Raw genomic sequence first — 19,491 nt, forward strand, 5'->3', positions numbered from 1 at the left:
GCACCGCTTGCGCGGTACCGCCCCTTTTCGGGTGTTCGTCAGGCAGTCGGGCGACGGGCGCCGACGTAGTTGTTCTGCAGCGGCGACACCTTGACGACGTCACCGGAGGTCGGCGCGTGCACCATCATGCCGTTGCCGACGTACATGCCCACGTGCGAAACGGGCGAGTAGTAGAACACCAGGTCGCCCGGCTGGAGCTGCGACCGCTCCACGGGGGCGCCGAAGGTGGACTGCTGACGGCTCGACCGAGGCAGGGTGAGACCGGCCTGCTTGTACGCCCACAGCATCAGACCCGAGCAGTCGAAGGTCGACGGACCGGTCGCGCCCCACACGTAGGCGCTGCCGAGCTTGCTCTTCGCCGCGGCGAGGGCCGCCGCGGCGGCCGGACCCGGGGCGGGCAGGTTGGGGAAGGCGCCGCCCTTGTCCTTCTGGGCGGCCCTGTCCGCGGCGCTCAGGTTGCCGCCGGCCCGCTCGATCTCCTTGAGCTGGTCGTTCAGCGTCTTCTGCCGCGCCTCGATGTCCGTCGTCAGCTTGGCGGCGGCGTCACGGGCGGCGGTGGCCGTGGCCTGCGCGTCCGCGGCCTGCTTCGCGGAGGCGGCGGCCTGGGCGACAGCACCGCTCAGGTTGTTCAGGGCGGCGTTCTTGTTCGAGGCGAGGACCTCGAGCGCCGAGGAGCGGTCCAGGAAGTCCTGGGTGGACGCGCCCGACAGGAGCGACGACAGCTTGTTCAGCTGCACGCCGCTGGTGAACGACGCACCGGCGAACTTGTTGACCTCGGCCTGGAACGTCTTCTCGTCACCGGCCGCCTTGAGACCGGCGTCCTTGGCCGCCGCGGCGTCCGCGGTCGCCTTGTCGAGTTCTGCCTGCTTCGCGGCGAGATCGTCCTTCGCCTTGAGGAGGTCTTCGTTGGCCTTCTCCGCCTGCGCCGCGAGGTCGCGGTACTTGGCGAGAGCGTCCGAGCCGGACGGAGGCTGTTGGAGGGCGGGGGCTGGGGCAGCAGTGGCAGCAGGCTGGGCGACCGTTACGGCGGTGATCACCGCGGCCGCGGCCAAAGCTCCTGACACCACGCGCTTGACTGGATGCGACTGCACGGTCGCGCGTGTCTCCTTTGCTGTCGGCCACTGACGCAGAAACCCGGACGAAGAGGTCGGGGGCCCTCTTCCGCGAAGCCGCGTCGCCGGCCGTGAGGCCCGCGCGGTTCTCCGCGTTCCCGCCCTGTACCTGGCCGACTGCTAGCGCAACAGGTTTGGCACAAGGCTGGTTTCTGGTGCAACTCCCCGACAAAGCTGCCTCAGTGGCGATCCCGTGTCGTCGTCTGGCGACGACTTCCGGCCACGAGATCTCGGACAGGTTACGAAACCACAGGCACCGCGTCCACCACACCCACCGCAAAAACTCTCCGTGATGCGCCGAAACACCTTCGGACCAGCATGAGCGGAAAGTTGTGACGGGCGTTACATCCTGGGGGCTATCTCGACTACCTACCGTTCACCCGGCCGGATCGACCACTCGTCGAATGCCACGGTCGCGGCGTGTCTCAAGCTGTCATCCGGCGCCTCTGTTCGACCATCTCGACCATCCGGAGACGGGGGATCATCCCCGCTTCCGCGAGCGCGTCCACCGCTTTTCGCTCGTCGGCGTCCCATTCGAGCGACGACGGCGCGCCAAGGAGGACGCTGACGACACAGTCATGACATGCGTCACCCCGGACCGCGCAGCGGTCGCAATCGATGACGAGCGTCTCTATGTCCGCTATATCGGCGATCGGTTCCATGGCGGACAGCGTAAGAAGGGTCACCGACAGTTTCGGCCTCGTGAGTGGTAATGCCGGTTAGAACCAACCCTCACTGACCCTTGTGGCGATGGTCCGAGCTGTCCGTGAAGGCCTCCTTGAGGGACCCTGAGTCCCTCAAGGAGGCCTTCACGGACAGCCGCCTACGAGACCCGACGCAGCACCGTCGCTTCACACGCGGCTGAGCCGCGACACCAGGACCGCAGACGGCACCGGATGCGCGCCTTTCCGCCGCACCGAGTCCGCCACCGCCCGGTCCGTGCTCGCGACCACCATCGGCCGCCCTGGCGGCTCGGCCGCGACGAGGGACCGGATGACGTCGTCCGCGAGCACGCCGCGTTCGGAGAACAGCACCCGCACCCCGCGCGGCACCGCCGCGGGCACGGAAAGCACCCCGGCGCCGTCGAACACCACGGTCACCTCGGCGCTGGTCCGCGCGGCCAGCGCGGAAAGCTGGTGGATCAGCCGATCGCGCTGATCGGACAGCGCCAGCTCCGGATAGCCGGTCTTCGTGACGTTGTAGCCGTCGACGATCAGGTGCACGTTGGGCAGCGCGAGATGCCGGTCGAGCGCGGTGACGTCCTGGATCTTGCCGCCCGCGCCCAGCCCGGACGTCGCACCGCGGACCAGGTCCGCCGGACGCTGGCCTCGCGCGCTCACCGAGAGTTCCCGGCGCACCCCGCCGACGGCACCCTCGATCGTGTCCAGCAGCAGCCCGAGCCTGACCTCGTCGGCCTGACGCGCCTCGCGTGCCGACTGACGGGCGATCTCGGCATCCGTGACGGCCTTCTCCGCCCGCGCCCGCTCTGTCGCGACACGCTGCCGCTCACGGTCCAGCTGGGCTTTCAGCGCCTTGATCTCCTCGGCGCGCTCGGCCCCGCCTGCCTCCAGCTCTGCGCGGGCCTCGGCGGCCGCGTCCCTGGCCTGGCGCAGCTGGACACCTTGCTCGCGCAGGCGTTTCAGCAGCTTCTCGACCTCCGCGTCGCGTTCCCCCCGCGCGTTGCCCGCGATTTCCTTGGCCTCGCGCAACTCTTCGCGCAACTGGGCCAGTTCGGTCTCGAGCCGCTGGTTACGGGCCAGCGCGGCGTCCCGTTCGGCGCGTAACGCCGTTTCGTCCGCGTTCTTCGCCACCAGCCGGACCCGTCCGGCGGCACCCGCCTCGCCCAGCAGCACGGCGGCGGCCGCGGCGGCGACGGAATCGGGGTCGTTCGGGTCGAGGGCGTCCTTGCGGTGGTCGCGCAGCCATTCGGTGACCGCGACCCGGAACTGCGACGACTCCCCCAGCGCGGCGAGCAACGCCGTCCCGCCGAGTTTCGCGCGTTTGGCCGGGGCGAACTTCGCGACCGGGCGCAGCTGCCTCGGCACGTCGGCGACCGGCAGCTTGCCGACCGCGGCCGCCGCCAGCTCGGCGATCCGCTCCCGCACGGCCTCCGGCAGGCTGGTCCAGCCCTCGGCCGGGACCTCCTCCGACGACTCCGAGTCCCCCGCGGACGCCACGACACCCGAGGGTCCGCCGATGGCGTCCTCGGGCAGTTCGGGCACTGCGGGCTGCGGTTGCATCGCTCCAGCGTAGGCCCCATGGGCTCGGGGCGCGCTGGATGGGACGGCGTGCGGCGCTCCCGGGATTGTCGGTGCCCGCCCCTAGTGTGCCCGATCATGGACACCGGACGGCGGCCCGGCGCGGCACAACTCGCCTTCGACGAGCTGGGAACCCCTTTGCGGGACACCACTTTCGTGGTCTTCGACCTGGAGACCACCGGAACGAAACCCGGCCCGGACGGGATCACCGAGATCGGCGCGGTCAAGGTCCGCGCCGGCGAGATCCTCGGCGAGTTCGCCACCTTCGTCAATCCGGGGATGCCGATCCCGCCGCAGATCGTGGAACTCACCGGCATCACCGGCGCGATGGTCTACGACGCTCCCCGGATCGAGCGGGTGCTGCCCGCGTTCCTGGAGTTCATCTCCGGTGCCGTGCTCGTGGCGCACAACGCCGCCTTCGACACCGGTTTCATGCGCGCGGCCTGCGAAGGTCACGGGTACCACTGGCCGAAGACGGCCGTCGTCTGCACGGTCCGGCTCGCCCGCCGGGTGATCTCCCGAGACGAGACGCCCAGCTACCGCCTTTCCGCGCTGGCCGCGTTGTTCGGGGCGCGCACGACGCCCAACCACCGAGCGCTCGCGGACGCGCGGGCCACCGTCGACGTCCTGCACGCGCTGCTCGAACGCGTCGGCAACCTCGGCGTCCACACCCTCGAAGAACTGCTGGACTACCTGCCCGAGGTGACCCCAGCCCAGCGCCGCAAACGTTCGCTGGCCGAACACCTGCCGTCGCGGCCCGGTGTCTACCTGTTCCGCGGCCCCAGCGACGAGGTCCTCTACGTCGGGACGTCGAACGACCTGCGCCGCCGGGTCCGGCAGTACTTCACCGGCTCGGAGAGCCGCGGGCGGATCCGGGAGATGGTCGCGCTCGCCGAACGGGTCGACGCGGTCGAATGCGCGCACGCGCTGGAGGCCTCGATCCGGGAACTGCGGCTCATCGCCGCCCATCGCCCCATGTACAACCGCCGATCCAAGAACCCACGGCACGCCTGGTGGGTCGCGCTGACCGAGGAGGCGTTCCCACGCCTGTCGGTGGTCCGCATGCCGCGAGACGGGATGCTGGGGCCCTTCCGCAGCCAGACCGACGCCCGCTCGGCCGCGGACACCCTCGCCGGCGCCTCCGGGCTGCGGACGTGCACCCAGCGGATCTCCGCGACCGCGCCCAACGGCAAACCCTGCGTCCTCGCCGAACTCGGCCGCTGCGGGGCACCGTGCGCCGGACGGCAGACGGTCGAGGCGTACCGGCCTGGCGTGCTGGCGGTGTCCGGTCTCATCGCCGGGACGGACGGGCGGCCGCTGCGGGCCGCCGCCGAGCAGCTGGCCAGGCTCGCCGAGGCCGAGCATTACGAACAGGCCGCCCAGCACCGCGATCAGCTGGCCGGGCTGATCCGCGCGGTCGGCCGGGCACACCGGCAGTCGGCGCTGGCGGGTATCCCGGAACTGATCGCCGCGGGCCCCGACGGCAACGGCGGCTGGGAACTGGCGGTGATCCGGCACGGCAGGCTCGCGTCGGCGGGGGTCGCCCGGCGCGGAGTACCGCCGATGCCGGTGGTCGAGATGCTGGTGGCCTCGGCGGAAACGGTGATCCCCGGCCCGGGGCCGCTCTTCGGCGCGATCTCGGAGGAGGTCCGCATCCTGTTGCGCTGGCTGACCCGGCCGGGGGTCCGGCTCGTGCGCACCACGCACCCGTGGGCGGAACCGGCCGCCGTCGCGGGCGGCTGGCAGGAATGGCTGGATCTCGCGGCGAGCGCGACGGCGCTGGAACAGGTGGCGGGCTAGGATCGCGGCGACGGAATCATCAACGTAGGAGGGCCCCCGTGATCACCGCGATCGTGCTGATCCAGGTCGAAGCCGATGCGATCCCCGAAGCGGCCCAGGCGATCGCGGACATCGCCGGGGTCCGCGAGGTGTACTCCTGCGCGGGTGACGTCGACCTGATCGCCTCGGTCCGGGTCGCGGCGCACGAAGACCTCGCGGACCTGATCCCGGCGAAGATCGGCAAGGTTCCCGGCGTGCTGAACACCGTCACGCACATCGCCTTCCGCTCGTACTCGAAGGCCGACAGCGAGTCCGCGTTCGACATCGGCGTCGAAGGCGCCTGACGGCAAACGAAAACCCCGCCCCGTCGGTGACTTTTTCACCAGCGGGGTGCATCTTGCGCGAACCGGGCAATCGCGGTTAAGTGGGATCAGAACCGGAATTTCACTGGGGGAATTTCGGTACTGGGGATTTTGAGGTACGTACCGATGATCGATCCGTCATGGGATCGCGGCGATTGTCGCCGCCTTCATCCAGCGCGAGCCACCGTCGGCCGCAATGGCCGGACCACCTCTCACCGAAGCCGCCGACCACGCGGTCACTGACGAAAACCCCGACGATTTCCCGGTGAACGAAACATCCACCGGGAAGTCACTGGCGTTTCCGCGATAAAGTTTCGAAAAACCTCTAATTCATCTCCCGGCAGCTTCCGGGGGATTCTCGTCGAACCCACTTACACCGAAGCTTACTGGGGGCTTGGAGTGTACAAGCGTATTTTGTCCTGCGCGCTTTGCGCCGCGGCACTGTTCTCCGGGACGGTCGCCGTTCCGGCGGGATTCGCCGCCGAAACCGGAATACACGCCGCGGCCGCGGCGATGACCCCCGGCGAGATCGCCCGCTGGGAGGTACTGACCTACGCCAGGTACAGCGTCCACAGCACGGTGAAGACGGACGCCTGGGCCGCCCTGCTCAGCGCAGACCCGGAAGCGGCGTCCATCGAGTTCCTCCGTTCTCCGGGCGGCGGGCTCGAATACGCGACACAGCGGGCGCTCAACCGCGACGAAGGCAACAAGCGCTTCCTCCGGCGACTGCTGGAAACCCACCTCCGCGCGTATTCGCCAGAGGTGTACGAAGCGGCGAACCTCTACTTGACGTCGTCCGCGTCCAAACGGGAACAGTTCTGTCACGGCGGCGGCTACGAAGCGGCGAAGGGGCGGGATCAGAGATTCCGCGCCGAGCTCGGCGAGCAGAAACGCGCCCTCGTCGAGGAGGACCGCCGATACGTCCGGACGCTCGCCGAACGGGACCCGGGTGCCCAGGTGCGATTCGCCGCGGCCTATGCGGTACGCGAGGGATCGACCGACGACGACCTGACCGATTTCTTCGCCTGGGGCTGGGCACAGGGCGCGCGACTGGACGTCGAAGGCTTCCGGGAAGAGATGCTGCGCGAAAACCGTCAGTGGCAACTGACGATCGCCCAGCTGATCGTCGACGCCGAAGCCGCCGAGAAGGCGGCGCGGGAAATCGAAGGGGAGGCGGGCAAAGAGGCCCGTGACCAGGCGGTGGCCGCCTGGCGCAAGGTCGGCACCGGCGCTTCGCCCGCGCGGTCGAAATGGGAAGAGGCGAGGGACTTCGCCCAGCAGCAGGCGGAAACCTGGCACGCCATCCTGCTCGCCGCGCAGCAGGCGGCGCAGAACCCCAACTGGAAAGCGGTCATCGATCCCGCGAGGACGACGGAAGGCGACTGGACGGACAACCGTTCCCTGTCCGGCGAAAACGTCGCGTACTGGGAGTCGCTGCTGCAGAAGGCACTCGACGGCGAGCAGAGAATCAAGAACCCGAGCTGATCATCCCGCCGCCCGGTTTCCCGCGGCGGCTTCTTCTCGAGAATAGGTGACTGGGGTATGCGAAGAACGTCCATGTCAAGGCCATGGCTCAGCCGTGGCATAGCGGTGGCCGCCGTCGCCGCCATGTGCACCGGGCTGCTGGGCGCACCGGCGGGTGCGGCCGAACCACCACCCGGCCAAGGGGTGCCGCCCGCCGTGCCCACCGCGGAACCCGACATCGACTCGACCACGGTTCCACCGGCGTCACAGCAGGACAAGGTGCTGGCCGTCGAGGCCATCGAGGTCGGCGACGCGTCCGACGATTGGCTGAGACTGTCCGACAAGAACTTCGTCTTCAAGGTCTACGAGAAGATCAGCATCGACAACTTCCCCCGCACCAAGGCGGAAGCGTCCCGGATCTACGGCCTCACCGTCGCCGACGCCTCGGCGTTCATCCGGACCGGTATCCACGAATTCGTCCAGCGCGACCACGACGAGAAGATCCTCCGCGACATCGAGCGGCGGGACCGGATCGGCGCGCGGATGAAGGCGCTGGAGAACGCCCGCATCATCCCGCTGGACCCCGTGCTGCTCGACCTCACCGACCGGAACTTCGTCTTCCAGGTCGCCAGCCGGGCCAAGAGCGGCTCCAAGGTCCAGAGCGGCGCGATGACCGCGTACAAGGGCGACGCCGCCACTTGGAAGACCTTCATCGAGGTCACCATCCTCGACCTCGCCGAGCAGGACATCGTGGAACACCTGGACCGCCTCCGGCAGGAAAACGCCGAGAAGGCGGCCCGGGAAGAGCGCGACATCAAGCGGCGCACCGCCGTCGCCGAGATCCCGGCCACCTTCCAGAACGTCTGGCTGGACGCCGAGGACGACGTCTTCATCCGTGAGTTGCTGCGGCTGCCCGAACTGGCCGACCCGGCGAACATCGAGATCAAGGACGCGACAGAGCGAGCCTCCCGCAGCACGGATCCCGCGGTGTGGAAGGCGTTCGTCAACACCGGGCTCAAGGCTGCGGCCGGACGCGACAAGGCCCGTCGCGAGGCTCAGGAAGACCAGGCCAACCGCGACGCCGTCCGGCAGCTCAAGGTCCGCGCGGAAAACAGCGGGCTCCGGCCGCGGCTGGTCGCGGCGGCCACCACGGCGCTGGCGGGCAACCGCGACGCGGTGATCACGTTCCTGCGCACGGGCCAGTACGAGGTACTGACCCAGTCGTTCGGGACCTACACCCCCGGCGTCCGGGGCTGGCACGTCCACACCGGCGGCGGCGACGCCTGGATCACCACCGGGAACCCCGGCACCGACGGCACCAAGGCGTTGCCGAACGCGACCTGGAAGGTGGCGAGCGGTCTCGCCGACCCGCTGTGCTACTCGCTGGAGTCCACCGATCGCGCCGGGAACTACCTGCGGCAGCAGGATCTGCGGGTCAAACTGCACGGCAACGACGGCACCGACCAGTTCAAGAAGGACGCCACCTGGTGCCCGCGGCGCAGCGGCGCCGATGTCCAGCTGGAGTCGAAGGCGCACCCCGGGCGGTTCATGCGGCATATCGACGCGCAGCTCTGGATCGCCCAGCTGGGCGGCGGGAACTGGTTCGACACCGACCGGCTCTTCCACGAGGACTCGACCTGGCGGACGGTCGCGCCGAATCCCGAAGTGTCGACGCCGCTGATGCTGGACTGGTTCAACGACGACGGCCTGCGCGGACTCGCCGGGAATCCGAAGGCGGCGGAAAGCTACGACGCGGGTGCCCGGTTCCGCGAATTCACCAACGGCCGCCTGTACTGGAGCCAGGAGACCGGCGCGAAGTTCATCAACGGGGAGATCCTCACCCGGTATCTGGGTCTCGGTGGGCACAAGTGGCTGATGCCGAGCACCAACCAGGTCAACGCGGCCACCCGGGCGATGATCAACTTCAACGGCCACAACATGGCGATCTACTGGTCTCCCGCGACCGGCGCCAAGTACGTGATGGGCTCCATCCGCGACAAATGGAATTCGCTCAGCGCGGAAAGCGGCGTACTCGGTTTCCCGACCAGTGACGAGTTCACCATCCCCATCGGCCGCCAAAGTAACTTCCAGCACGGTTACATCACCTGGAATTCCACCACCTACGAAATGCACGTGTACCGGTCCATTTCCGGCCAGTAACCGATTTCGATCTGCTCCGGCCGGGGGCCTGGGAAACGCGCCCAGGCTCCCGGCCGGCCTTTCCGCTGAACAAAGGTATCGAAATGCGAAGATCACTGATATTCGGCAGAAGACCTGCCAGGAGTGTCGCTGTTCTGACCGCGGCGACCGTGCTGTGCGGCCTGTTCACCCCGGCCACCGGGTACGCCGCCCCACCGGCACCGTCGAGCCCGACCGTCGAGGCGCCGGCCCCGGACGTCACCCGGGCACCGGCCCCTCAGGCACCGGTCCCCCAGGAAAGCCCGAACGCCGCGGCGGCCGAACTGCCGGCCTCGACCGAGGTCGAAAAGGTGCGGGCGGTTTTCGAGATAGAGGTCGGCGAAGCCACCAAGGAATGGCGCGAAGCCACCGACATGAATTTCGTCTTCAAGGTCTACGACAAGATCAACCCGACGAACTTCCCGGTCACCAAGGCCGAAGCCTACCGCGTCTACAAAGTCATGCTCGACAACAACACCGCCCCCGACGCCACCGCGTTCATCCGCACCGGCGTCTTCGATTTCGCCGCCCGTGACCGCGTCGAACGGCAGCGTCGCCAGGAGGCCTGGGACCGCACCGTTCAGCTGCGCCGGGAAATCCTGATCGACGCCGACATCACCGACTTCGACGACGTCATGCTCAACGACAACGACCAGATGTTCATCTACAAGGTCTACCAGAAGGCCAAACCGGAACACCCGAAACTCAAGCAGGGTGCCTTCGACGCGTTCGGCGGTGACGCGGCGGTGTGGAAGGACTTCATCGAGAACAAGATCAGGGCGCTGCAGCAGCAGGACCAGCTCGACTACCTCGACCGGTTGAACCGGGAGAACCAGGAGGCCGCCCGCCGGGAAGCCGCCAGGATGGCGAAGAAGGACGCCTGCGACAAGGTTCCCGTCCTCGCCGTCGCGGCCTGGCTCGACCTCGCCGACGACGACTTCATCCGCGAACTGCTCAAGACCCCGGAACTGGCCGACCCCGCGCACCGCGAGATCAAGAGCGCGGCCACCCTCGCCCTCGCCGGGGTGGCGGCCGACTGGGACCGGTACATCAGAACCGGGGTCGCCGAGGCCCGCGCCAAGGACGACGCCAGGATCCTCCGTGAACGGGAGGAAGCCGACCGGCAGAAGATCCGCGACATCAAGGCCAAGGCCGACGCGAGCAGGCTCCGTCCCCGGCTCGCCGCGGCGGCGGCCGACGTCGCCGCGAACGGAACCTGGGACCAGGTCAAGGATTTCCTCGCCAAGGGCCAGTACACCGTGCTGGAACAGGCGTTCGCCGGAGTCACCGCCGGCCGGAGAGGCTGGCATGTCCGCAGTGCCGGCGGCGATGCCTGGGCCACCCCGGGAACCCAGCCGACGGATGTCGTCACCGCACCATTGGGTGAGGCCACCTGGAAGATCGTGCCAGGGCTCGCCGACCCTGCCTGTTTCTCCCTCGAATCGGCCACACGGGTCGGCAGTTACCTGCGTGTCGCGGCCAACCTGCGCGTCCAGTTGGCGGGCAACGACGGCACCGACGTCTACAAGCTCAACGCGACCTGGTGCGCCAAGGCGGGCAAGGACGGCAGCCCGACCAACGTGACGCTGGAGGCGAAAGCCCACCCCGGCCGCTACCTGCGTCAGTACTGGGGCCAGCTCTGGGCGGCCAACGGTCAGAGCAAGGAGAACAACTTCGACACCGACGGGAACTTCGCCGCCGACGTCAGCTGGATTCCCGTCGGCCCGAACCCCTGGATCACCACGAAGATCGACGAGCGTTGGTTCAACGAAGACTGGTGGGGCTGGAACGGACTCGGGCCGCAAATCCAGCCTGAGAACATCTTGAACGGCATCCGGTACAAGCGCTTCCAGAAGGGTGGCGCCTTCTGGTCGGCCCAGCACGGCGTGGTTCGGATAATGGACCCGCTGCTCGCCAAGTACCTCGAATCCGGTGGCCGTAGCATCCCGGGATTCATTCCCAGCGGGGACACGGGATACCTGCCCGACGGGAAAGGCATGCGCAACCTGTTCGCCGGCCCCAGGGGCATCTGGTACCACCCGGACATCGGCCCGAAGCTGATCTACGGAGCCATTTTCGATCGGTGGGCGGCACTGCAATACGAACGAAGCAGGCTCGGCTATCCCACTTCCGACGAAATGGATTTCCCCGGCGTACCCGGTAAACGCGTGAGCTACTTCCAGTACGGAAGGATCGAACACACCGCCGCCGAAGGCGCGAAAGAGTACTACAACTGACAATCCCGAGGTGCCTTGCCGGGTACACCGGCAAGGCACCTCTTTCACCCCGCAGTAGTTCTTTTCACCGATACCTGGGGGTTCTGATGTCGAGAACGAGATATCTGCTGAGAACGTTCCTTGTCTTCCTGGCCACCGCCGTACTCGCCGGGCTCATCAACCCGGTGCCCGCGGTGGCGGCCGACGATCCACCACCGGCCACGCCACCACCGACGTCCCCGGCCCGTCCCATGCCGGAGGACCCGTACCGCAACTGGGACGGCCGATCGGGCGTACCCGCCCTGGTGGGCAGTCCCGTCGTCCGGCAGATCATCGCCGATCAGGCCGAGCTGGCCGAGGAGCCCGAAGTACGTGAGGCCGCACGGGCGGCGCTCGACGCGGGCACCGAAGCCGCGTTGCACGAATTCCTCGAAACCGGCCTCGACGCCGCCAAGGCGAGGGCCGCGGCGCGTGAAGCCGAGACCGCGCGCCAGAACCGGGTCACCATCCAGGCGATGGCCGGCACCGGCGGGCCGATCTTCAACGCCGAGGTCCAACGAGTCCTCGCGGGCGGCGACATCGACCGCGAGCAGTTCCTCGCCTACGGCAAGGAGATCGCGAGGGAGCGCGACGCACAGATCGCGGCGGGCGGCCAGGCCCGTGCCGATCAGCTGCGGGCCAGGGTCACGGCGCTGCTCGGTGTCGCCGGCCAGCACGTCAAGACCGCGGCACAGGCCGCGCTCGACGCGGGTGACGCGGCGATCGCGGAGTTCCTCAACACCGGGTACCTCGTCGCGGCGAAACGCGACGCCGACGACCGGGAGAAGCAGGTCCGTGATCAGGAGGCCGCGGCGCGCGCCGCCGATCAGCTGAGCGACCTCGCCAAGCGGGCCGCGCGGGCGATGACCGCGCGGCGGAACCTGATGGTGGCGCACGGGGACGCGCTGCGCGCGCTCCAGCGGATCGCGAACGCGATGGTGCTCGCGGGGAACGAAGCCCGTAAGGCCAAGCAGATCCTCGACGCGAACGACGCGGCAGGCAACCACCCCGCTGATTCCTTCGCGTTGGTCAAGGCCGAGGCCGCCCGTCAGGTCGGCAACGCCCGTACCGCCGCGACCGACGCCGTCCGTGCGGCCGAGCAGGCGGGCGTCCAGGCCGCCGAACTGGTCGCCGTCGGACTGCCCTACGGCACTCAGTGGGCCGACATAGCGCGAGGAATGAGCGCGGCCGGACAGGCCGCGGTCCACGCTTCGGAGACCGCACAGCACGCGATCGACGCCACCGAAGCCACCGACCAGGCACGCAACGCCCAGGAACGCGCCGAGAAACACGCCGAGCAGGCTCGCCAATGGGGTCTGCACGCCGAAGAGCACGCGGTCGCTGCCGCACAGGTGGCCGAAGCGGCACGAGTACAGGCGGTGGCGGCCAAGGACGCGGCCGTCCGGGCCAAGCAGGCTCGCGAAGCAGCCGAAGCCGAGGCTAACGCCGCCTGGGCCTCGGCCGGCCGCACCCGCGCGCATCGCGAGGAAGCGGAACGGCAGCGGGACAGGGCGAAGAACGCCCGCCGGGTCGCCGAAGCCGAACGCGCCAACGCGGCCGCCGCCCGTCAGCGTGCCGACCAAGCGGCCGCGGAAGCACGTCGTCACCGCGGTGAGGCCCAACGCCAAGCCGGTATCGCCCACGACTCCAACCTCCGCGCACAGGAACAGGAACGGCTCGCAGGGGAAGCCGAACAGCGGGCGGTGGGCGAAGAAGGAAAGGCGAAAGCCGCCCGCGACGCCGCCTTCACCGCGGAACGGCTGAAGCAGACCGCGCAGGCGAAGGCGGACGCACTGGACGCCGCCGCGGCCGCCGCCCGAGGCACCGCGGCGGAGACCGACGCGAAGAACGCCGCCATCGCGGCGCGGAACGAGGCCAACAACGCGACCGCCGCGGCCACCGCGTCCCGCGACGCCGCCAACCGGGCGACCGGCGCGGCCGTGGTCGCCAGGCAAGCGGCGGGCGAGGCGACCCGAGCGGCGGCACGGGCGCGCGCGGCCGCTCAGGAAGCCCGCGCCGCCGCCTCGGCGGCCAACCACGCGGCCAACCGGGCCGAGTCGTCGGCGGCGGAGACCCATCACCACGCCACCCAGGCCAACGTGAAGGCGGCCGAGGCGACCGCTGAGGAGACCAAGGCGGCCGAGGCGGCACGGAACGCGGTTCAGCTCGCGGAACAAGCGGCCGGCGAAGCGATGCGTTCGCTGATGGCGGCGGAGCGTACCCGCGCCGAGGCCGACGCGGCGTTCAACGAGTCGGTCTCCGCGGCGACGCAAGCGGATATCGCCCTGCGGGCGTCCACCGCCGCGCGGTCGTCGTCGAGTGCGATCACCGATCCGGCCAACCGGGCGATCACCGTCGTCGCGCCGTACGCGGGTTCGGACCTCGACGCCGATTTCGTCATCCTGGTCGCCAACCAGGCGAGGGCGGTCGGAGCCGAGCAGGCGCGAGCGGCCCGCGACCGGGCCACCGAAGCGAGGCTGGCGGCGGATCAGGCCGCCGAAGCCGCTGCTCGGGCGCAAAAAGAGGTGAAACCCGCGTTCGAAGCGGCGGCACGGGCAGCGGCATCAGCCGCCGCCGCGGCGAACTCGGCGGCCGAAGCGCAGGAAGCGGCAGCCGTCGCCGCGGCCGAAGGCGCGCTGGCTCGCGCCGCGGGGGAACGGGCGAACGCGGCGGACGCGGCCGCCCGCGCGGACGCGCAGACCGCGCGAGCCGCGGCCAACGAGGCCAACGCCGACGCCGCCATCGCCGGCCGGAGCGCCGCCGCGGCGGAACGCGAGGCACAGGCGGCGAGGGACTCGGCGTCGCGTGCCGAACGGGACGCTCAACTCGCCAGGGACGCGGCGACCGCCGCCGAAGCCTCGGCGGCCGAAGCCAGGACCGCGGCCGACCGGGCGGAAGAACACGCGCGCAACGCGGCCGCCGCCGCGGAACGGGCACGTCAAAGCGCGACCGAAGCACAGCAAGCCGCCGACCGCGCGGAGGAACAGCAACGAAAGGACGATGAGGAAGCGAGACGCCGCGCGGCGGCGGAGACCGGGGCCGGGCTGCCCGATCTGAGCCAAGAAGAAGTCGCCATGCTCTCGACGACCGAATTCGGCCGGATGCTGCTGGACGAGTACCGCCAGGCCGCCGAGCAGTCGAAGAACGGCGGCAGTGTGACGGCCTTCCTGGTGGAGGTCGGGGCCGAAGTCCTGCTCGAGGTGATCGGCTGGCGTGACGCGGAGCGGTGCTTCGGCGAAGGCAACATCGAGGCCTGCATCTGGACCGTGGTCAACGTGGCGTCGATCGTCGTCGTCTTCTTGAAGCTGCCGAAGGTCGCTTCGGCGGTCGTGAAGATCATCCAGAACATTTCCAAGTTCTTGAACAGGTCCGCGATCTTCCGCAAGGTCGCGTCCAAGGTCACCCCGATCTTCAAGACAGTCCGCAAATGGTGCAAGCGGCTCTCCGAAGTCCCGGTGGCCGCCGCCAAGACAGCGGATCTCCCGGACTTCACCTGCGGGCTCGTCGACTACGACAGCGGCGGGATGTCGTCCATCGCGATGGACGCGCGGATCGAGTCCGGCTTCGGGATCAGCCGCAACATCGCCGTCGCCTATCTGGAAGGCTGGACCAACCCCGACGGCAGGTACCCGAACTACGTGATCGGTTTCAGCGCGGGCGACGACCACCACTCGGAAAAGGACATCGTCGAGAAGGTGCGAGCCAAGGGGAAGAACCCGAAAATGATCAAGGCGCTATACAGTGAGCGAGAGCGGTGTCCCGATTGCGCACGGGACTGGCTCCCCGAAATGGCCGATGATCTCGTCTTCTCCTTCTCCGTGAACTGGACGGGCATACCGGAGATCGACACGGGTTACAAGCAGATCCTGCAGGGCTACATGCGGAAGGCCTACCGGAAACGCGGAATCAACTTCCCCGGTGCGCTGGTCGCCGAAACCAAGGAGGAACGCGTGCTCGTGGGTGCCGGATGACGTCGCCGCGACGGGTCTCCCCCGCCGAACAGGAACGGCTGCTCGCACTGGGCGGCCGGACCGCGGCCGTCCTGCGGGAAGCGGGCTTCCGGGTGATCGCCGAACCGGACCTCACCGGCCTCAGCGACGAGGGCGGCGCGGCGATCGACGTGGACCTCTTCCCAGGAGGGGGCGTCTATGTGAACTGGCTGATGAACGTCGCCTGGCAGGAGGAGGTCCACCGGCACCTGACGGCCGGGGAGTTCGAGCATCCGAGGGTGCGGCAGCTGAACGCGGCACACGCGGCGGTGAGGGCGGCTCTCACCGCGGTCCTCTCCGCCGCGGGCCTCACCGTGGTGCCGAGCAAGGACGACATGCGGCCGCTGGAGCTGCAGGTCGTCGAAACGCCATTAGAGGACTGAACGCGGGACCCCTGACACGCGTGAAGGCCCCCTTCCCTCGGTTGAGCCGAGGGAAGGGGGCCTTCACGCGCTTCTTGGCAGGCTGGCTAGTGCCCGGAGGTGATCTCCTTGCGCTCCTGCGAGGGCTCGCCGCCGATGTCGTCGACCTTGCCGTTGCCGTGCCCGTTGGCCCGGGCACGCTCCAGCGCGATCGTCTCCTCGACCGGGTCCGGCGACCAGACCGAACCCGCGACGGCGTGCCCGGCCGAGCCGAGCTTGTTCATCTTCTTCGGCACCGACGCGCCCTGGTACTCGAGCGGCAGCGGGTGGCCGTGGTCGTCCACCGGGCCGAGCGGCTGGTGGATTTCGATGAACTCACCGTGCGGCAGGCGCTTGATGATGCCGGTTTCGACACCGTGTTCCAGCACCTCGCGGTCGGCCCGCTGGAGGCCGAGGCAGATCCGGTAGGTGATGTAGTACGCCAGCGGCGGCAGCAGCAGCACGCCGATCCGGCCCGCCCACGTCGTCGCGTTCAGCGAGATGTCGAAGGCGAACGCGATGATGTCGTTGAAGCCCGACAGCATGATGACCGCGAAGAAGGTCAGGGCCATGATGCCCAGCGAAGTCCGGACCGGGACGTCGCGGGGACGCTGCAGCAGGTTGTGGTGCGCGGTGTCCTTGGACAGCTTTCGCTCGATCCAGGGATACATCACCAGCAACCCGATCAGCAGCGGCATCCCGACCGCGCCGGGGAAGAACACCGCCGGGACCGTGTAGTTCCCGAGGTAGAGCTCCCACGCGGGCCAGATCCGCAGCATGCCGTCGGCCCAGGCCATGTACCAGTCGGGCTGCGAACCCGCCGAGACCTGCGCCGCGTTGTACGGGCCGATATTCCAGATCGGGTTGATCTGGAAGAGGCCCGACATCAGCGCGATGACGCCGGTGACCAGCGCGAAGAACGCACCGCCCTTGAGCGCGAAGACCGGCATGATGCGGACGCCGACGACGTTGGTCTCCTTGCGGCGCACGCCCGGGAACTGCGTGTGCTTCTGGTACCAGACGAGCGCGAGATGCGCGGCCACCAGGCCGAGCATGATGCCCGGCAGCAGCAGGATGTGGATCGTGTACAGGCGCGGGATGATCTCGTTGCCGGGGAACTCCCCGCCGAACAGCGCCCAGTGGATCCAGGTGCCCATGACCGGCACCGAAAGCACGATGCCCGACAGGGTCGCGCGGATACCGGTACCGGAGAGCAGGTCGTCCGGGAGCGAGTAGCCGAAGAAGCCCTCGAACATGCCCAGGACCAGCAGCAGCGCACCGATGACCCAGTTCGCCTCACGCGGGCGCCGGAACGCGCCGGTGAAGAAGATCCGGAACATGTGCACCATCATCGAGGCCACGAAGATCAGCGCGGCCCAGTGGTGCAGCTGCCGGACGAACAGGCCGCCGCGGACGTCGAACGAGATGTCGAGCGTGGTCGCGAAGGCCCGCGACATCTCGACGCCCTGCAGGCCGGTGTAGCTGCCGTTGTAGACGACCTCCTCCATGGAGGGGTCGAAGAACAGCGTGAGATAGACACCCGACAGCAACAGGATGATGAAGCTGTAGAGCGCGATCTCGCCGAGCAGGAACGACCAGTGCGTCGGGAACACCTTGTTGAGCTGGTGCCGCATGCCCTTGGCCAGGTGATACCGGTCGTCGGCCCACTTCGCACCAGCGCCCGCGGCCTTCTCGACCGGGTTCGTCCCCTTTGTCGGGGTGGTGAGTGAACTCATGACTTACGCTCCCAAAAGGCCGGTCCGACGGCCTCGTTGAAGTCTCCGCGCGCGATCAGGTAGCCCTCTTCGTCCACTGTAATCGGAAGCTGGGCCAGCGGCCGCGTCGCCGGTCCGAAAATCGGCTTGGCGTAGTGGAGCGCGTCGAACTGCGACTGGTGGCAGGGGCAGAGGATGCGGTTGGTCCGCTGCTCGTACAGGGAGGTCGGGCAGCCCACGTGGCTGCAGATCTTCGTGTACGCGTAGTAGTCGCCGAAGTTGTAGTCCTCCTGGCCCTGACGCTTGACGACCTTGGCGGCGTCGGTCGGGCGGAGGCGGATCAGCATGACCGGGTTGTCGACGCGCTTGAAGGCGGCCGACAGCGCGTGCTCGTCTTCACGCTCGGACTCGCGGAACGGGAAGACCGTCTCCATGGCGCCCGCGTCGAGGTCCTCGGCCCTGACCAGGGAGACCTCGTGCGGACGGCCGGTGTTGCGGCGGAGGTAGACCTTCTCCTCCGGGAAGTTCTTCTTCCAGCCCGAGTGCCACAGGGAGTCGCGGTTCTCGGTGTCCTTCCACGGGTCCTTGATGAAGGAACCGATCGGCAGCGCCGCGACGGCGAGGCCGAGCACACCGGCACCGGCGCCCGCGGACCGCTTGATCAGCGAACGGCGCGCGATGGTGCTGCTGGTGCCCGATTCGGCCAGCTGGGCCAGGATGGTGGCCTTGTCGACCTCCTTGGACCCGCCGTCCCCGCGCTCCTGCACCGAGACCTCGGCCGGGATGAACTTCTTGGTGTAGAGGATGACGCCGACACCGAGGCTGAGGACGGCGAGCCCGAGGGTGATCCCGAGCAGCGGCGTGTACAGCGTGTACTTGGTGTAACCGGTCGTCCCCGGCTCCTTGTACTCGAACCAGTGCGGCCACGCGACGAGGACCACGAACGCGAGGCCGGACAGCGCGGCCAGCACGAACCAGAGGGCGACCACGCGCTCGGCGCGCTTCTCCGCCCGCGTCCCCTCGACCGGCCACGGCTTCGGGTACTCGACGATCTCGACCCCGTCGAGCGCGGTACCCAGCTTGACCAGCTGGTCGCGATCCATGTCCGCCAACTCCGCCTCTGTCGGCGGCTTCGGCCCTTCGGCGCTCATGCCTTCGATCCAATCCACAACGTCACGCCGATCAGCGCGGCGATCCCGACGATCCACGCGATCGCGCCCTCCGAGGCCGGGCCAAGTCCGCCGAGCGAGCTACCGCCGGGTGAGTTGTTCCCGTGACTCACGGACTTCACGAACGCGATGATGTCCTTCTTCTCCTCCGGCGACAGCTGCCGGTCGGAGAACTTGGGCATGTTCTGCGGCCCGGTGAGCATCGCGGTGTAGATCTGCTCTTCCGTGGCCGGGTCCAGGTTCGGGGCGAACTTGCCCGACGAGAGCGCACCGCCGCGGCCGGTGAAGCCGTGGCACGAGGCGCAGTTGAGGCGGAAGAGTTCGCTGCCGCGCGCGACGTCCTCGCCGCGCAGCGCGTCACCCTTCTCGGTGGGACGCTGCGCGCCGCCGCCGTTGGCCTGGATGTAGGCGCCCAGCGCGTTGATCTCGGCTTCCGACAGCTTCGGCGGCTTCCGCTGCGCCTGGGCTTCCTGGCGCACCGCGGGCATGCGGCCGGTGGAGGTCTGGAAGTACACGGCCGCGTCGCCGATGCCGATGAGGCTCGGGCCACGGTCCTGGACGCCCTCGAGCTTCGGCCCGTGACATTCGATACACGTGTTGTTGTAGAGCTTCTCGCCCTCGCGCAGGAGGGCGGATTCGCCCTGCGCCTGTGCGGTCTGCGGCTCCGGGGCGAAAACGGCGTACAACCCGCCCACGCTGAGCAGCGCGATCCCGAGCGCCAGCGCGCCGGCGAACCGCCTGCGAGCCTTCGACCGCTTGCGGAAGCGGCGCTCCGTGTTGTCCTTGCTGGAGGTCATCTTGCGGCAACC

13 protein-coding genes are annotated in these 19,491 nt (G+C 68.8%); 7 read left to right on the top strand and 6 right to left on the bottom strand.

Annotated elements, in window-relative coordinates:
* Positions 1-38: 38 nt before the first annotated feature.
* The 3 genes from SD37_RS27920 to SD37_RS27930 all read right to left on the bottom strand — a co-directional run bounded on the left by SD37_RS27920 (position 39) and on the right by SD37_RS27930 (position 3,352).
* Entirely contained in the window at positions 39-1,091 is a 1,053-nt protein-coding gene (locus tag SD37_RS27920; protein WP_044850076.1) for a C40 family peptidase, read from the bottom strand.
* 446 nt (positions 1,092-1,537) lie between these two features.
* Positions 1,538-1,774, bottom strand: a complete 237-nt coding sequence (locus tag SD37_RS27925; RefSeq protein WP_044850169.1) for a hypothetical protein — start codon at positions 1,772-1,774, stop codon at positions 1,538-1,540.
* A gap of 189 nt (positions 1,775-1,963) precedes the next feature.
* On the bottom strand, positions 1,964-3,352 hold the full coding sequence (locus tag SD37_RS27930) for an NYN domain-containing protein (protein WP_065913001.1): 1,389 nt from the start codon (positions 3,350-3,352) through the stop codon (positions 1,964-1,966).
* Between the two features lie 96 nt (positions 3,353-3,448).
* On the opposite strand from SD37_RS27930, the gene SD37_RS27935 reads away from it, so the two are divergent.
* The 7 genes from SD37_RS27935 to SD37_RS27965 all read left to right on the top strand — a co-directional run bounded on the left by SD37_RS27935 (position 3,449) and on the right by SD37_RS27965 (position 15,780).
* Complete coding sequence (locus SD37_RS27935) at positions 3,449-5,170, top strand: DEDD exonuclease domain-containing protein (protein ID WP_044850170.1); 1,722 nt, start codon at positions 3,449-3,451, stop codon at positions 5,168-5,170.
* A 38-nt stretch (positions 5,171-5,208) separates the two neighbouring features.
* On the top strand, positions 5,209-5,493 hold the full coding sequence (locus SD37_RS27940) for an Lrp/AsnC family transcriptional regulator (RefSeq protein WP_044850078.1): 285 nt from the start codon (positions 5,209-5,211) through the stop codon (positions 5,491-5,493).
* A gap of 417 nt (positions 5,494-5,910) precedes the next feature.
* On the top strand, positions 5,911-6,996 hold the full coding sequence (locus tag SD37_RS27945; RefSeq protein ID WP_052674819.1) for a hypothetical protein: 1,086 nt from the start codon (positions 5,911-5,913) through the stop codon (positions 6,994-6,996).
* A 72-nt stretch (positions 6,997-7,068) separates the two neighbouring features.
* Positions 7,069-9,135: an AbfB domain-containing protein gene (locus tag SD37_RS27950; protein ID WP_167369666.1), complete on the top strand. Its 2,067-nt coding sequence runs from the start codon at positions 7,069-7,071 to the stop codon at positions 9,133-9,135.
* Positions 9,136-9,218: 83 nt separating this feature from the next.
* Entirely contained in the window at positions 9,219-11,390 is a 2,172-nt protein-coding gene (locus SD37_RS27955) for an AbfB domain-containing protein (RefSeq protein WP_145926751.1), read from the top strand.
* A gap of 86 nt (positions 11,391-11,476) precedes the next feature.
* Entirely contained in the window at positions 11,477-15,379 is a 3,903-nt protein-coding gene (locus tag SD37_RS27960) for a nucleic acid/nucleotide deaminase domain-containing protein (protein ID WP_236725134.1), read from the top strand.
* A complete protein-coding gene (locus SD37_RS27965; RefSeq protein WP_044850081.1) occupies positions 15,376-15,780 on the top strand; it encodes a hypothetical protein in 405 nt (134 codons plus the stop codon). Before SD37_RS27960 ends, SD37_RS27965 begins: the two co-directional genes overlap by 4 nt.
* An 86-nt stretch (positions 15,781-15,866) precedes the next feature.
* On the opposite strand, the gene qcrB is transcribed toward SD37_RS27965, so the two are convergent.
* Genes qcrB through qcrC form a run of 3 tightly spaced genes read right to left on the bottom strand, consistent with a single transcriptional unit; the run spans position 15,867 to position 19,479 of the window.
* Positions 15,867-17,534 (bottom strand): cytochrome bc1 complex cytochrome b subunit, encoded by a 1,668-nt coding sequence (gene qcrB / locus SD37_RS27970; RefSeq protein ID WP_037309403.1) that lies wholly within the window; start codon positions 17,532-17,534, stop codon positions 15,867-15,869.
* The gene (gene qcrA / locus SD37_RS27975; protein ID WP_044850082.1) at positions 17,531-18,664 is read right to left on the bottom strand and encodes a cytochrome bc1 complex Rieske iron-sulfur subunit; all 1,134 of its coding nucleotides are present in this window, start codon (positions 18,662-18,664) and stop codon (positions 17,531-17,533) included. The genes qcrB and qcrA overlap by 4 nt, the downstream gene beginning before the upstream one ends.
* On the bottom strand, positions 18,661-19,479 hold the full coding sequence (qcrC, locus tag SD37_RS27980) for a cytochrome bc1 complex diheme cytochrome c subunit (RefSeq protein ID WP_037309397.1): 819 nt from the start codon (positions 19,477-19,479) through the stop codon (positions 18,661-18,663). The genes qcrA and qcrC overlap by 4 nt, the downstream gene beginning before the upstream one ends.
* Between the last annotated feature and the right edge of the window lie 12 nt (positions 19,480-19,491).

This window comes from Amycolatopsis orientalis, assembly GCF_000943515.2.
Lineage (GTDB): Bacteria > Actinomycetota > Actinomycetes > Mycobacteriales > Pseudonocardiaceae > Amycolatopsis > Amycolatopsis orientalis.